The organism is Methylosinus sp. H3A (assembly GCF_015709455.1).
Lineage (GTDB): Bacteria > Pseudomonadota > Alphaproteobacteria > Rhizobiales > Beijerinckiaceae > Methylosinus.
In genome coordinates this window covers 737,066-751,841 of record NZ_JADNQW010000005.1, presented here as the reverse complement: position 1 = coordinate 751,841, position 14,776 = coordinate 737,066, and the positions used below count along the sequence as shown (strand labels likewise).

At 65.8% G+C, this 14,776-nt stretch carries 13 protein-coding genes; 4 read left to right on the top strand and 9 right to left on the bottom strand.

The genetic code is table 11. The features are described 5' to 3' along the window. Positions 1-14: 14 nt before the first annotated feature. Positions 15-1,013 carry a TonB family protein gene (locus IY145_RS06665; RefSeq protein ID WP_196407482.1) on the bottom strand — a complete coding sequence of 333 codons (999 nt, stop codon included), beginning with the start codon at positions 1,011-1,013 and terminating at the stop codon, positions 15-17. 290 nt (positions 1,014-1,303) lie between these two features. After that, positions 1,304-1,804, bottom strand: coding sequence for a helix-turn-helix domain-containing protein (locus IY145_RS06660; RefSeq protein ID WP_196407481.1), 501 nt, complete (start codon positions 1,802-1,804; stop codon positions 1,304-1,306). A gap of 80 nt (positions 1,805-1,884) precedes the next feature. Between IY145_RS06660 and IY145_RS06655 the strand changes: the two genes are divergently transcribed. After that, positions 1,885-2,382, top strand: coding sequence for a PaaI family thioesterase (locus tag IY145_RS06655; RefSeq protein WP_196407480.1), 498 nt, complete (start codon positions 1,885-1,887; stop codon positions 2,380-2,382). 32 nt (positions 2,383-2,414) lie between these two features. On the opposite strand, the gene IY145_RS06650 is transcribed toward IY145_RS06655, so the two are convergent. The 7 genes from IY145_RS06650 to kdpF form a co-directional block, all read right to left on the bottom strand. Then, positions 2,415-3,509, bottom strand: a complete 1,095-nt coding sequence (locus IY145_RS06650; RefSeq protein WP_196407479.1) for a M91 family zinc metallopeptidase — start codon at positions 3,507-3,509, stop codon at positions 2,415-2,417. 190 nt (positions 3,510-3,699) lie between these two features. Beyond that, complete coding sequence (locus tag IY145_RS06645) at positions 3,700-4,509, bottom strand: class I SAM-dependent methyltransferase (RefSeq protein ID WP_196407478.1); 810 nt, start codon at positions 4,507-4,509, stop codon at positions 3,700-3,702. A 128-nt stretch (positions 4,510-4,637) separates the two neighbouring features. After that, positions 4,638-5,900, bottom strand: a complete 1,263-nt coding sequence (gene purD / locus IY145_RS06640; RefSeq protein ID WP_196407477.1) for a phosphoribosylamine--glycine ligase — start codon at positions 5,898-5,900, stop codon at positions 4,638-4,640. A 69-nt stretch (positions 5,901-5,969) separates the two neighbouring features. After that, the gene (gene kdpC / locus IY145_RS06635) at positions 5,970-6,587 is read right to left on the bottom strand and encodes a potassium-transporting ATPase subunit KdpC (RefSeq protein ID WP_196407476.1); all 618 of its coding nucleotides are present in this window, start codon (positions 6,585-6,587) and stop codon (positions 5,970-5,972) included. 11 nt (positions 6,588-6,598) lie between these two features. Then, positions 6,599-8,710 carry a potassium-transporting ATPase subunit KdpB gene (gene kdpB, locus IY145_RS06630; protein WP_196407475.1) on the bottom strand — a complete coding sequence of 704 codons (2,112 nt, stop codon included), beginning with the start codon at positions 8,708-8,710 and terminating at the stop codon, positions 6,599-6,601. Positions 8,711-8,724: 14 nt separating this feature from the next. Continuing rightward, positions 8,725-10,434, bottom strand: a complete 1,710-nt coding sequence (kdpA, locus tag IY145_RS06625; protein ID WP_196407474.1) for a potassium-transporting ATPase subunit KdpA — start codon at positions 10,432-10,434, stop codon at positions 8,725-8,727. 37 nt (positions 10,435-10,471) lie between these two features. Continuing rightward, positions 10,472-10,558, bottom strand: a complete 87-nt coding sequence (gene kdpF, locus IY145_RS06620) for a K(+)-transporting ATPase subunit F (RefSeq protein WP_196410437.1) — start codon at positions 10,556-10,558, stop codon at positions 10,472-10,474. 555 nt (positions 10,559-11,113) lie between these two features. Here kdpF and IY145_RS06615 point away from each other — a divergent pair. The 3 genes from IY145_RS06615 (at position 11,114) to IY145_RS06605 (ending at position 14,774) form a co-directional block, all read left to right on the top strand. Then, positions 11,114-13,816 carry a sensor histidine kinase KdpD gene (locus tag IY145_RS06615; RefSeq protein WP_196407473.1) on the top strand — a complete coding sequence of 901 codons (2,703 nt, stop codon included), beginning with the start codon at positions 11,114-11,116 and terminating at the stop codon, positions 13,814-13,816. A gap of 160 nt (positions 13,817-13,976) precedes the next feature. Continuing rightward, positions 13,977-14,303, top strand: coding sequence for a hypothetical protein (locus tag IY145_RS06610; protein WP_246721826.1), 327 nt, complete (start codon positions 13,977-13,979; stop codon positions 14,301-14,303). Between the two features lie 150 nt (positions 14,304-14,453). Then, positions 14,454-14,774 (top strand): hypothetical protein, encoded by a 321-nt coding sequence (locus tag IY145_RS06605; RefSeq protein ID WP_196407471.1) that lies wholly within the window; start codon positions 14,454-14,456, stop codon positions 14,772-14,774. Positions 14,775-14,776: the final 2 nt, after the last annotated feature.

Below are 14,776 nucleotides of genomic sequence, written 5' to 3'. Positions count from 1 at the left end.
GGCTCAAAACGACCTCATTTCGGATCGAAGTGGAACTGAATTCCGCGCGGATGGCCATAGGGCGGCGCGGGAAAAGGCGCGGCGCGGCGCACGGCGGCGAGCGCGGCGTTGTCGAGCTCGGGATAGCCGCTCGAGCGATAGACCGCCTGATGAGTGAGATGCCCCCCCTCGTCGATGAAGAACACGACGACGCCGTGATTGGGCGTCGTCTTGTTGCGCAAGGGCGGCGGCACATTCATATGCGGCATTATGAGTCCGAACAGCACCGAGAGATAAGTGGTCTTCGCCGTGCCGCCGCTCACCGGCGCAGTCTTGGAGGAGCCGGAGAGCTTGAAGTCCGGCAGCGGCTCCAGCGAGGCGAGCTGATCGGCGATGGATTTGGGCTTGGGCTCGGGCGAAGCCTTGATCTCGACCTCGCCCTGCTTGTCGTCGAGCCGCGCCTCCAATTGGGGCTGCGCCTGCTCGACGATCTCGGCGTCGGCTTTGTCCTCCTCGGCCTTGGGCGTGGCGGGCTCGGGCTTCGCCGCAGCGGCCTGCTGCTTTTGCGGATCGGCCGATTTCTCCGGCGCGGGCTTGGCGGCGCGCTGCTCGTTCGGCGGCTCGCGGCGGGCGGATTTGGTCTCCTGATCCGGCGCCTCGCGGTCGAGCTTCTCCTGATTCGGCGCGCGCGGCGCGTCGAAGGCCGGCTTTTCGTCGTCGACGAGCTTTTGCGGCGGCGGGGGCTTCTGCTTCTGCTTTTCCTCGGGCTTGGGCTGCTCTTTCTCGGGCTCCGGCTCGGGCTGCGGCTGCTCCTGCGGCGGAGGCTGCGGCGCCTCGGCGACCACCTCCAGCGGAATCTCCTGTTCTTGTGCCGGATTTTCGCGCGGCAGCAGCAATTGCTCGAGCAGAAGGGCGACCAGAACGACGAGGTGGATCAGGGCCGACAGGATGACGGGCGCGAGCGGGCGCCTCGCAGGCGCCTCGTTCTCGGGCTGCGTTGTCAGACGTTCGGCCGGGTCCGCTCTCAAGCTCATGTCAGAAGCGACATTCGAACGCCGCATTGCGGAAAAACGACGGCGAAAGCTTTGCGTTCGATCCGGCCCGGATGGACGCGCCGCCCGCCCCCATTCCGCGAGATGTTCCGGCGGCGCCGGACGCGACGTTCGAATATTTGCGCGTCATCGAGCCGGCGATCCGGAAAAGATGAGAGAGAGCATTCACACGAAACCGGCCGCAGGTTCAACCCCCGTTCGAGCCGCTTCGGCCGGCCCGGCGCGCGTGATTCGCTGCGCCGCAGCGACGATAGCCGGCCCCTGGAGGCGCGTCATCTCGGGAGTATTTCCGAAGCCGCGGCCGCCAAACGGCGCCGGACTCTTTCGTCCGCGCCCGCGCCCGGCTCGATCCGCACCTCCTCCGGCGCCAGTTTTTCGCCGCTCGCCGCGGTCACCCGCAGCGTGGCGATCTCCTCGCCGGTCGCGCGCTCCAGCAGGCGGAGCGGCGGGCCGGCCGCCGCGGCCCAACGATCGCCCCATTGCATCAGCGCGATCAACACCGGGAACAGGTCGCGCCCCTTTTCGGTCAGGCGATAGTCGCGCGGGTTGCCGCGTCCCGGCGCCTCCACGCGCTCCATGACCCCGCAGGCGACGAGCTTCGACAGCCGCTGGCTCAGCACATTTTTGGCGATGCCGAGATTGCGCTCGAATTCTCCGAAGCGGCTCGCGCCGAGAAAGGCCTCGCGGATGATCAGCAGCGTCCACCATTCGCCGACGATCTCCAGCGCGCGCGCCACGGAGCAGGTCTGAGATGGAAATAGATCGTTCTTCATCGTGCTCGCCGAGCGGATTTGGTCTCTTGACGAAACTAAATATATGACGCAGTTTTTGCCGGCCAGAGGGGAGCAGCCTCATGTCCGACGAAACGCAGTCCTATGTCGCCGGCGCATTGCCGCTGGAGCGCCTGCAATCGATGAGCGGATTGGAAGTCGTCAGAGCCATGGGCGAGGGCGCGCTGCCTGTCCCGCCCTTGATGCTCTATTTCGGCTTCCGTCCCGTCGAGATCGAGAGCGGGCGCGTCGTCTTCACGGCGACGACGGACGAGCGGCATTATAACCCGCTCGGAACGGTTCATGGAGGATATGTCGCCGCTCTGCTCGATTCGACGATGAGCTGCGCCGTGCATACGACGCTGCCGCCCGGGCAGTTCTATACGACGCTGGAGTTCAAGGTGAATTTCACCCGCGCGATCTCCGCCGCCGCCGAGATTCGCGCGGAAGGGAATGTGCTGCACCAAGGCCGCAGCGTCGCGACAGCGGAAGCGCGGCTCTATGATGCGCGCCAGCGGCTCCTCGCCCATGCGACGACGACTTGCATGATCTTCGCCGCAGTCCACGCGCCGAGCGCGTAGCGGCCCCGCGTCCGCCGCCCCGCGCACGGCGATCAAGGCTGGTGGCGACGCTCATATTCCCGGATTGGATTGAACTTGGGCCGGCTTTCGGGAAGCAGCGACAAATCGCGATAAAAGCCTCGTTGCGTGCTTTTGAATCGCGTGATCAGAGCCTCCGGAGACATGCTCGTCTTGCCCGGATTGCCATAGAACGCATCTGGATCCCTCATTATGTCCCAGTTCTTGGGCGGGGCCGCGATCACATAGAACATCGGCTCGCCATTCACCTCTATCTTGGTCGGTCGGCCGCCGGGGCCGTCATAGGCTCCACGCAGAGGCGCGCCTTTTTCGGACAGATAGAGATTGGTCAGCATCGTGGCGAGATATTCTTCCTCGTTTCCATAGCCGCCGCCTCCCTCGACCGGGAGCCGCGTCTGCAGGCCGCGCAGCTCCCGCGTCACATGGACGAGCTCATGAAACAGCACTTCGTCTGGTCGTGATCCAGCGAAGGAGGAGTCTTTCGCCAGCCAATCCGCGGGCGAATAGTAGAGCAGGACATCGGCGCCTCTGCCTGTGCCGACGCCGCCTTCTGGCTCATTGTCGTCGCTACGCACAGGCGCGCCTTTCGCATAGGAATCCGCATCATTGCCGCGCAAGCCGTCGCTCACATATCCGAGGTTCGTCTTGGGAAAAATCGGCCGCGGCGAGGCGTTGAGCGGGCCGGGTAGCAGCACATGCGCCCAATGGTCGTGCGGCATGATGGAGACGGAGCGACGCTTATTGGCGGCGATCTCCCCGAGCAGCGCCTGCCCGGTCTTGCCGCCGCGGATCGGCGCGAATGCTTCGACGACATCCTGCTGATATTCATGCGCCGCAAATCGGTATTCGTGAACGACTTGCTGGAATGGACGCTGGCGGATGGCCGTGCGTTTGAAATGTGGTTGCGACGAAGCGAGGAATCGCGAGGGGCCGGGCTGGCTGTAAGTGGCGAGCCAATCGGGCAAGGAGTAATAGCGCACGAAAATATTGGGATAATTCTTGTCGAGCGGCGTCGAGGCGGCGCGAAGCAGCTCCCGCGCCATGCCCGGCTGCGCGTTTTTCTGCACGAAATCGGCGGCTTCGTCATAATCCCAGCTGTCGTCGCTCATGACTTGGCTCCTTACGATATTCCGATCGACATGCGTCGCAGGGCGGCTTTTTCGATCGTCGAAATGGCGTTCAGGCAAATTTCGTCATGCTCGCCGAATGGCGTAGCTCATTGGAGCATTCCAGCTTCACCATGGCGATAATAGGGCCGATGCTCGATCGCGTTCTTTTTGGCTTCGCCGCGGCCTCTCGTCAGGCGAAGGTCACGCGCGTGATCGCGGGGACGCGCTCGCGCCAGAAAGCAAAGCGCGAGAGCCATCGAAACACGAGCCCGCGCCACCCGCGATAGAGTCGGTAATCGAAAGTCTCCACCGTCTCGATCACCGCCCAGCTTCGCATCGTCGGCTCGATCTCGCTGCGGTCAACTCCCCAGGGCATGGGCGGAATGGTGAAATTCGGCGTGAGCCTATGGCCTTTCAGCGTCGCTTTCGACAGCCAGCGCGGAACATGGTCGAACAGCAGCTGCGCTTTCGGAAAGCGCAGCGCCATATCGCGCAGCAGCGACGCGGTTTCCTCGGGCGGAAGATACATGAGCAGGCCTTGCGCCGTGACGAAGACAGGGCGCCCGCGCGGAACCTCGTCGAACCAGCGGCGGTCGAGCGCGCTCAGCGCCACATGGCGATGGCGGTCATCGGGCTTTATGAAGCGTTCGCGTATGGCGATGGATTCCGGCAGATCGACGGTGATCCACAGCGCTGCGCCATTGTCGGCGATGCGAAACCTGTGCGTCTCCAATCCTTCGCCGAGATTGACGATCACGCCATTCGGATGCGCTTTCAAAAAGGCGCGTATCTCAGTGTCGAAGACGACGGCGCGGCTGGCGTGCGAGGGCTGCGCCTTTCCGAAGCTCGCTTCATAATCGTAATCGAGCGCGCGATAGATTTCGACGAGCTTTTGGTCATGCAGCAGGCCATCCGCGCGCAACGCCTCGCCGGCGCGATTGTGCAGCGTCCACAACATGGTCTCCGGCACGCCGGTGAGATTGGGCTCGATCTTGTCCATGTGGCCTCCTCATAACGACCGCTCGCGTGCTAGCGTTTCCAGCCGAAGTGGACACCGGTTCGGCGTTGGAAACGCGTCAAAACAAAAGCATAGAGTCTTTCCGTGTTTCAATGAAACACGGAAAGACTCTAGATCGCGCGCCAGCCAATGTCGCGCCGACAAAAGCCCTCGGGCCAGTCGATCGCTTCGACGCCCTTATAGGCGAGCGCCTGCGCCTCGCGAACAGTGTCGCCGAGCCCGGTGACGTTCAGCACGCGCCCGCCGGCGGCGACGAGCTTGTCGGCGTCCCGCCGCGTGCCCGCATGGGTGACGACGACGCCCGCAATTTCGCTGGCGCGCGCGACCCCTTTTATTTCCGTGCCCGTCAGCGGCGTTCCCGGATAGAATTTCGCCGCCAGCACGACGGTGAGCGCGGTCTGCGGCGAGAAGCGCAGCGGCGCATCCGGCAGCGCGCCTTTCGCCGCGGCGAGCATGAGCTCGAGGAGATCGTCCTCGAGACGCGGCAGCATCGCCTGCGTCTCCGGATCGCCGAAGCGCACATTGAATTCGATCAGCTTCGGTCCCTGTTTCGTCAGCATCAGCCCGACGAAGAGCACGCCTTGGAAAGGCGCGCCCATTTCGCGCAGGGCGCGCAGCGTCGGCGCGACGATCTCGCTCATCACGCGCGCTTCGATCTCGGCGGTGAAGCAGGGCGCCGGCGAATAGGCGCCCATGCCGCCGGTGTTCGGCCCGGTGTCGCCGTCGCCCGCGCGCTTGTGATCCTGCGCCGAGGCGAAGGGCAATGCGCGCGTCCCGTCGCAGAGCACGAAGAAGGAGGCCTCTTCGCCCTCGAGCTTTTCTTCGATAACCACCTCCGCGCCCGATTTGCCGAAGGCGCCGGAGAACATGGAGTCGACAGCGCGCTCGGCCTCCTCGAGCGTCTCGGCGACGACGACGCCCTTGCCTGCGGCCAGGCCGTCGGCCTTCACCACGATCGGCGCGCCTTTTTCACGCAGATAGGCGAGCGCCTTCTTCTCATCGTCGAAGCGCTGGTAGTCGGCGGTCGGAATAGCGTTGGCTCGGCAGAGATCCTTGACGAAGCCTTTCGAGCCTTCGAGACGCGCGGCGGCCTTGGATGGGCCGAACACGGCGACGCCCTTTTCGCGCAGCGAATCGGCGAGACCTTCGACGAGCGGCTGCTCGGGCCCGATCACGACGAGCTCGATGGTCTTTTCCGCGCAGAAACGTGCGACGGCGGCGTGATCCGAGGCGTCGAGACGAGCGAGCTCCGCGACCTCCGCCATGCCCGGATTGCCGGGCGCCGCGTAGAGTCGCGAGAGAAGCGCGCTTTTCGAGAGAGCTCGGGCGATCGCATGTTCGCGGCCGCCGGAGCCGATGAGCAGGACATTCATCGCATGATCCGGATAAGGTGACGTCGCCCCTTCAATAGGGCTTCGCGCCTCCGGACGGAAGAGGGCGGCTCACCGCGACGCCTGCGCTCGCGCGAGCGTGTCCAGCGCCAGATTGAGCGCGAGCACATTGACGCGCGGCTCGCCGATGAAGCCCATGAGCCGCGCCTCGACATTCGCTTCGACGAGCGCGCGCACCCGCGCCTCCGGCAGGCCGCGCGCCGCCGCCACGGCCGCGGCTTGCGCCAGCGCGAAGCGCGGCGAGATATGCGGATCGAGACCCGAGGCGGAGGTCGTCACCGCGTCGGCCGCGACGACATCTATGCGTCCCGCCGCGAATTCCGCCTCTATCGCGGCGTCGACGCGATCGATGAGCTTTTTCGACGTCGGGCCCAGATTGGAGCCGCCGGAATTGGCGGCGTTATAGGGCGCGTCGACGGTCTTGCTCGAATCATTGGGGTCCGGCGCCGTGGTCGCCGAAGGGCGGCCGTGGAAATAGCGGTCGGACGCGAAATTCTGGCCGATCAGCGCGGAGCCGACGACGATGCCCTCGCGCTCGACGAGGCTGCCATTGGCCCGCTCCGGAAAGGCGAGCTGCGCTATGCCGGTTATCGCCAGCGGATAAGCGACGCCGGTGAGCAGGGTGAATAGGACGATCATCACGATCGCCGGACGAATATGCGACGACATGGGAGGTTTCCTCAAGCGAGATGAAGAGCGGTGACGATGAGATCGATGATCTTTATGCCGACGAAGGGGATGATGACTCCGCCGAGCCCATAGATCAGCAGGTTTCGCCGCAGCAGCGCCGCGGCGCCGACGGGCCGATAGGCGACGCCTTTCAGCGCGAGCGGAATGAGCGCGACGATGATCAGCGCGTTGAACACCACCGCCGACAGGATCGCCGATTGCGGCGAGGCGAGCTTCATCACATTGAGCGCGTCGAGCTCTGGATAGGTCACGACGAACAGCGCCGGGATGATAGCGAAATATTTGGCGACGTCATTGGCGATGGAGAAGGTCGTCAGCGAGCCGCGCGTCATCAACAGCTGCTTGCCGATGGCGACGATCTCGATGAGCTTGGTCGGATCGCTGTCGAGATCGACCATATTGCCCGCTTCGCGCGCCGCCTGGGTGCCGGTCTGCATGGCGACGCCGACATCGGCCTGCGCCAGCGCCGGCGCGTCATTGGTGCCGTCGCCGCACATCGCGATGAGGCGGCCGCCCTGCTGCTCCTTGCGTATATAAGTGAGCTTGTCCTCTGGAGTCGCTTGGGCGATGAAATCATCGACGCCGGCTTCCGAGGCGATGGCCGCCGCGGTGATGGGATTGTCGCCCGTCACCATCACCGTCTTTATGCCCATGGCGCGCAGCTCCGCGAAGCGCGCCTTTATGTCGGGCTTGATGATGTCCTTCAAATGCACGACGCCGAGCAGCCTTCCATTTTCGCTGACGGCGAGCGGCGTGCCGCCGGCGCGCGAGATGCGCTCCACGGCGCGGGTGAAATCTTCGGGCGCGCGGGTTTGCGAATGTCCGGCGCGCTCCAGAATTTCCGCGACGGCGCCGCTCATGCGCGCGGCCGCGGGGGCGTCGCGTTCGCCGCTCGCATCGGTCTGCGCGAGTATGGCGTCGACGGCGCCTTTGCGCAGGGAGCGGCCCGGCAGATCGACGCCGGACATGCGCAGATGCGCGGTGAAGGGCACGACGCGCGCGTCGGTCCCGAGCTCCGGCGCCGCGAGGCCGTAGCGGCTGCGCGCCAGCGCGACGATGGAACGTCCCTCCGGCGTCTCGTCGGCGAGCGACGCCAACAAGGTCGCCTCGGCGAGCTCGTGCTCGCCGACGCCGCCGACTGCGATGAATTCATCCGCCATGCGATTGCCGAATGTGATGGTTCCGGTCTTGTCGAGCAGCAGCGTGTCGACATCGCCCGCCGCCTCCACCGCGCGTCCCGATGTGGCGATGACATTGAAGCGGATGAGCCGATCCATGCCGGCGATGCCGATCGCCGACAGCAAGCCGCCGATCGTCGTCGGAATGAGGCAGACGAGTAGCGCCGCGAGCACGGTGAGCGACAGCACCGTTCCCGAGTAATTGGCGAGCGGCCACAGCGTCACGCAGACGATGAGGAAGATGATCGTCAGTCCCGACAGAAGGATCGACAGAGCGAGCTCGTTGGGCGTCTTCTGCCGCTCGGCGCCCTCGACGAGCGCGATCATGCGGTCGATGAAGGTCGCGCCTGGCGCCGCTGTGATCTTCACTTCGATCCAATCGGAGAGCACGCTCGTGCCGCCCGTGACGGCCGAGCGGTCGCCGCCGGCCTCGCGAATGACTGGCGCGGATTCGCCGGTGATGGCGGATTCGTTGACGGAAGCGACGCCGGCGACGATCTCGCCGTCGCCGGGGACGAGATCGCCCGCTTCGACGAGCACGACGTCGCCGATTCGCAAATCGAGCGCCGAGACCGTCTCGACAGCGCCGCCTTTGCGCAGCTTCGCCTTGGTGTCGCTGCGCGTGCGGCGAAGCGCGTCGGCCTGCGCCTTGCCGCGCCCTTCCGCCACCGCTTCCGCGAAATTGGCGAAGAGCACGGTGAACCATAGCCAAGCGGCGATCTGGCCGGAGAAGAGCGTATCTCCATCCTTCGCGACGAGATCGCGAATGAAGAGGATCGTCACCACGGCGGAGACGACCTCCGTGACGAAGATCACCGGATTGCGCGCGAGCGCGCGCGGATCGAGCTTGCGGAACGCGTCGATCGCGGCGCGGCGCAGTATGGCCCGATCGAATAGGCCGGGAGCCGATATTTTCGAAGACATTGTGCGAACTCCGTTCAGAAGAGCTTGCCGGCCTGCAGCAGGAAATGCTCGACGATCGGGCCGAGCGCGAGCGCAGGGAAATATTGCAGCAGATAGAGGATGATGATGACGCCGATCAGCAATCCGACGAACAGCGGACCATGCGTCGGGAAGGCGCCGCTCGACGCCGGCGCCCGTTTCTTCTGGGCGAGCGCGCCGGCGATGGCGAGCACGGGGATCACATAGGCGAAGCGGCCAAACGCCATGGCGAGGCCGAGCGTCGTATTGTACCAGAGCGTGTTGCCGGAGAGCCCCGCGAAGGCCGAGCCATTATTGTCGGTCGTCGAGGCGAAGGCGTAGAGAATCTCCGAGAGCCCGTGCGGGCCGGCGTTGCTCAGGCTGTCGAGCGCTGTCTTCAGCATCACCGAGGCCGCCGAAAAGCCCAGCACGCAGAGCGGATAGACGAGCACGGCGAGCATGGCGAGCTTCATCTCGCGCGTCTCGATCTTCTTGCCGAGATATTCCGGCGTGCGGCCGACCATGAGGCCGGCGACGAAGACGGCGACGATGACGAGAACGAGGAAGCCATAGAGACCCGCGCCGACGCCGCCGGGCGCGATCGAGCCCATCAGCATGTTGAATAGCGGCACGAGTCCGCCGAGCGGCATGAAGGAATCATGCATGGAATTGACCGCGCCCGTGCTTGTGCCGGTCGTCGCGGCGGCGAAGAGCGCGCTGGTGGCGACGCCGAAGCGCACTTCCTTGCCCTCCATATTGCCGGGCGACGGATCGACGCCGATCTCGGTGAGCAACGGATTGCCGCCAGCCTCGGCCCAATAGGCGACGGCGACGCCGGCGACGAGCACGATCAGCATGGTGATCGCGATCGCGCGCCCCTGGCGAATGTCGCCGACGACGCGGCCGAAGGCGAAAGCGAGCGAGAAGGGAATGACGAGCAGCGCGAAAATCTCGAGCGAATTGGTGATGGCGTCGGGGCTCTCGAAAGGATGCGCGGAATTGGCGTTGAAGAAGCCGCCGCCATTGGTGCCGAGCTCCTTGATCGCCTCCTGGCTGGCGACCGGGCCGATCGAGATGATCTGCTTGGCGCCCTCGAGCGTCGTCGCCTCGAGCGAGCCTGCGAGCGTCTGCGGAACGCCGAGCGCGGCGAGGGCGAGCGCGAAGACGATTGCGAGAGGCAGCAGCAGATAGAGAATGGAGCGCGTGAGATCGACCCAGAAATTGCCGACCGTCGGCGATTCCACGCGCGCGAATCCGCGCGCCAGCGCGAAAGCCATTGCGAGGCCGGTCGCGGCCGAGACGAAATTATGCACGGTCAGCCCGAGCATCTGCGTGAGATGGCTCATCGTCGTCTCGCCGGCGTAATTCTGCCAATTGGTGTTGGTGACGAAGCTGATCGAGGTGTTGAAGGCGAGATCGGGCGGAACCGGATCGAATCCCTGCGGATCGAGCGGCAGCAGATGCTGAAAGCGCTGCAACGCATAGAGCGAGGCGAAGCCGGCCACGCTGAAGGCGAGCATGGCGATCGCATAGGAGAGCCAGCTCTGCTCGCGCGCCGGATCGACGCCCGACAATTTGTAGAAAAGCCTCTCGACCGGCGAGAGTATCGGCGAGAGAAAATTGCGCTGGCCGGAGAGCACGCGCGCGACATAGGCGCCGAGCGGAACGGCTGCGGCCAGCACGGCTGCGAGCACGATCGCGATTTGCGCCAGACCGATGGCGTTCATTTGAGGATCCTCTGACAAAGTTCGTGACGAAGGCTCGTCAGAATTTTTCGGGATGAAGAAGCGTGTAGAGGAGATAGGCGCCGAGCAAGACGGCGACGCCCAAGCCGAGCGCGGGTTCGAACATGGGTTTGTCCTTTCACAATCTTCCGCAGAAACGCGCATAGGCTCCCATCAGCGCGAAGAAAATGGCGCTGAGGCCGAGATAGGCGAGATCGAGCATGGATCGGCTCCTGTGTGAGGTTCGAGAGTTACGCCTTCGCGAGATTCCTGTTTGCTGTCCGCCCCATGCCGGCGTATCGCGCCCTCATCTGGCGGCGACGGCGCAAAAGCAGAACGAGGGCTCGCGCGCGCGTCATTTTCGGTCTGCCTGGCTCTGCCGTCGGCGTTCGGTCCCAGGCGCTTCGATAGATGCGCCAAGCTGCGGCATAGGCTGCGACGAGCGACAGGGCGGCGATCGCCGCGCTGATGATTTGGAACATTCTCGCGTCTCCTGAAGGGTCGACGGCGCCAGCATGCGCCGCAAAGCCGTAAGGGAGCCATTCGCGATTCGACCGATCGTATAAGGGCTTCATAAAGACTGGGCGTAAGCGGGGAAATTTCGAGCTCGCGCGCTTGCGCGGCCGGCGCGCGTTGCGCATCTTGTTTCGTTGGAGCACGAGCGTTGCGAGAGCGGGGGAATATGGCGGAGGCGGGAAACGATTTCGAACGCCGGCCGGACCCGGATGCGCTGCTCGCGCTCGCGGATCGGGAGAAGCGCGGCAAGCTGCGCGTCTTTGTCGGCGCGGCGCCGGGCGTCGGCAAGACCTACGCCATGCTGGCCCGCGCCCGCGCGCTGAAGGCCGATGGCGTCGATGTCGTCATCGGCCTCGTCGAGACGCATGGGCGGCGCGAGACGGAGGCGTTGGCGGAAGGCCTCGAGACCTTGCCGCGCCGCAAGATCGACTATCGCGGCCGCACGCTCGAGGAATTCGACGTGGACGCGGCGCTCGCGCGTCATCCGGCGCTCATCGTCGTCGACGAGCTCGCGCACAGCAATGCGCCGGACAGCCGCCACCCCAAGCGCTGGCAGGATGTGGAGGAGCTGCTCGATTTGGGCGTGGACGTCTGGACCGCGCTCAACATTCAGCATCTCGAGAGTCTCGCCGATGTGGTTTCACGCATCACGGGCGTCGCCGTGCGCGAGACGGTTCCCGATCGCGTTTTGCAGGATGCGGCCGAGGTCGTGCTCGTCGATGTGACGCCGGACGAGCTGCTGCAGCGATTGAAAGAGGGCAAGGTCTATGTGCCCGATATGGCGCGGCGCGCCGTGCAGCATTTTTTCACGCCGCGCAATCTCACGGCGTTGCGCGAGCTGGCGCTGCGCCGCACGGCCGAGCGCGTCGACGATCAAATGGTCGACTATCTGCGGCAGAACGCCATAGAGGGCCCTTGGGCGACGTCGGAGCGGCTGCTCGTCTGCGTCGGCGGCGACAGTCTGGCGGAGCCTGTCGTGCGCGCCGGCGCGCGCCTCGCGACGGGACTCAATGCGCCCTGGATCGCGCTGCATGTCGAGCGTATCGGGGAGGAGGAGCAGGATGCAGAGCGCACGCGACGCATCGACGAGGCGCTACGTCTCGCCGAGCGTCTCGGCGGAGAGGTCGAGCGCGTCGCCGGGCGCGATCTCGCCGGCGAGGCGCTGCGTTTCGCGCGGCGAGAGAACATCACGCAGATCGTCGTCGGCCGCTCGCGCGCGGGGCTTTTCGCGCGGCTGAGACGCAAATCTTTGACCGACGAGATCGTGCGACGCTCCGCCGACATCGCCGTGCAAGTGATCACCGACGGCCACGAAAAAGCGGCCGAGCAGTCGCGGCGGCCAGCGTCGCATCCTGCGCATGGCGAGTTCTGGCGCGGCGTCGGCGCGACGCTCGCCTCCGTCGCTTTCGCCACTCTCGTCGCATGGCCGCTCGATGCTTGGTTGCGTCTTCCCAATCTCGGGATGATCTTTCTCGCCTCGGTCGTGTTCTGTGCGCTGGCGGCGGGCGTGTGGTCCGCGGTCGCGGCCTCGATCCTGTCTTTTTTCGCCTTTGATTTCTTCTTCGTCGATCCGCGCTATGAGCTGACCATTTCGCAGCCGCACGAATTCCTGTCGCTGCTGGTCTACACTTTGGTCGCCATAGTGACGGGCACGCTCGCCGGCCGTGTGCGCGAGCAGTCGCGCGCCATGCGCGCGCGGGCGGAGGCGGCGCAATCCTTGTTCGAATTCTCGCGCAAACTGTCGAGCGCGGCCTCGCTCGACGATGTGCTATGGGCCGCGGCCGTGCAGGCGCAAAAGGCGCTCGACGCGAAATGCGTGGTTCTGCTCGTTCCAGACGAAGGGGAATTGACGATCTCCGCCGCCTGGCCGCCCATCGACCAATTGGACGCCAAGGAGGCCGGCGCCGCGCGTTGGGCCTTCGAGCGCGCCGAGCCCGCGGGATTGCGCAGCGGCACGCTGCCCAACATACGCTTCGCGTTTCGCCCGCTGGCGACGACGCGCGGCGTGGTGGCGGTGATCGGGCTCGAGCCGAAGAATGCGGAGGAGACGCCCTCGGCGCAGAGCGAGAGAATGCTGACCGCCATTCTCGAGCAGACGGCGATCGCCGTGGATCGCTCGCTTCTCGTCGGGGAATCGGTGCGCGCCGCCGCGCTCGAGGAGAATGAGAAGCTGCGCACGACGCTCCTCGCCTCGCTCTCGCATGATTTGCGCACGCCGCTCGCCTCCATCACCGGAGCCGTCACCAGCCTGCGCCAGCTCGGCGATCGGCTCGCGGATGCGGATCGGCTCGACCTCCTCGCCTCGATCGAGGAAGAGGCGGCGCGTCTGTCCCGCTTCGTCGTCAATCTCCTCGACATGTCGCGCATCGAATCGGGCGCGCTCGCGCCCCGCCGGGAACTCGTCGACGTCGGCGATGCGGCGCGCGCGGCGGTCGAGCGCAGCCGGAAGGAATTTCCGCAGCTGAAAGTCTCGGTGAGTCTCGCGCCGGACTTGCCGGCGATTCGGGGCGACGCCGGCCTGCTCGGGCAGATTTTGTTCAACCTGCTCGACAATGCGAATAAATACGGAGGGGGCGCGGCCTCCGTCTATGCGCGCCGCGAGGGCGCCGATCTGCTGGTCACCGTGACCGACGAAGGGCCGGGCGTGAAGCCGGGCGATCTCGAGCGCATATTCGAGAAATTCTACCGCGGCGGGCGCGTCGACGGCCGCAAGGCGGGCACTGGCCTCGGCCTCTCCATCTGCCGCGGCCTCGTCGAGGCGATGGGCGGAACGATCGTCGCGCAGAGCCCGGCGATCCGCCGCAAAGGCACGCGCATCGTGCTGCGTTTTCCCGTTCCCGAGCAGCCGCGTCGCGGCGCTGTGGCGTGAGCGCATCGCCCGGCGAAAATCGCACGGGCGTGAGCGGCACGGCCACGTTTTCGCCGTTCATTTACGTTTTCTGGTTTTCATCGACGCGCTCGGCGCGCGCAAGGGAGCGACTCGGGGACACAGCCGTCCGAGCGAAGCCCCGGAGGTCATGGAGAAAGTGATGAAGGAGATTTCGGCACGGAAAATCGCGGGCGCCTTCGTCGCGCTCGGCCTCGCCGCGGCGCCGATCGTGACGGCCGCGCCGGCCGCAGCGGGAGATCCCGGCGCGGCCATTGCAGCGGGCATCGGCGGCTTTGCGCTCGGCGCGCTCGCCGGCGGCGCCGCGCGTCCGGTTCCGCCGCCGCCGCCCTATTATGGCGCGCCCGCCTATTATCCGGCGCCCGTCTATGAAGCGCCGCCGCCCTATCGCTGCTGGCGCGAGCGTCGCCCGTTGTTCGACGAATATGGCGTCGTCGTCGGCTATCGCCCGACCCGCGTCTGCGAGTGAGGCCGGGGCGAGGCTCCGCTCTCGCCTTTCGGATTCTACGGCTCCTGCAACCAATGCCGACGTCGCCGCGTTACAGCCCATGAGAGGCGCGGCCGACGCTTCGGGGAGATTTCTTCGCTCCCGTCGGCTCATCGCCGGGAGCGTCGAATCATGGCCGTATCGAGCAATCCCTCCACGACCCTCACGTCGCGAATCCTTCTCGGCGTGACCATCGCCGTCAACCTCGGCGCGGCCGTCGCCGCCACTCCCTCGCTCGGGGCGCGCTCCGAAGCTCCCGCCGTCCCGGCCCCGATCGAGAAAGCAGCTTTCGGCGACAGCGCGACGGCGCTGCGTCCCTTCGGCGAAGGGCCGGCCATTCTGGTCGGCCGCGCCTATGGCGCCGATGACGAGGATTGCGTGCTCGCGGTCACGCGCGTCGAAGGTTCGGACGGTCAGGTCAGCGTCGCCCGCGGAATCGCCTGTCCGCAGTGAGC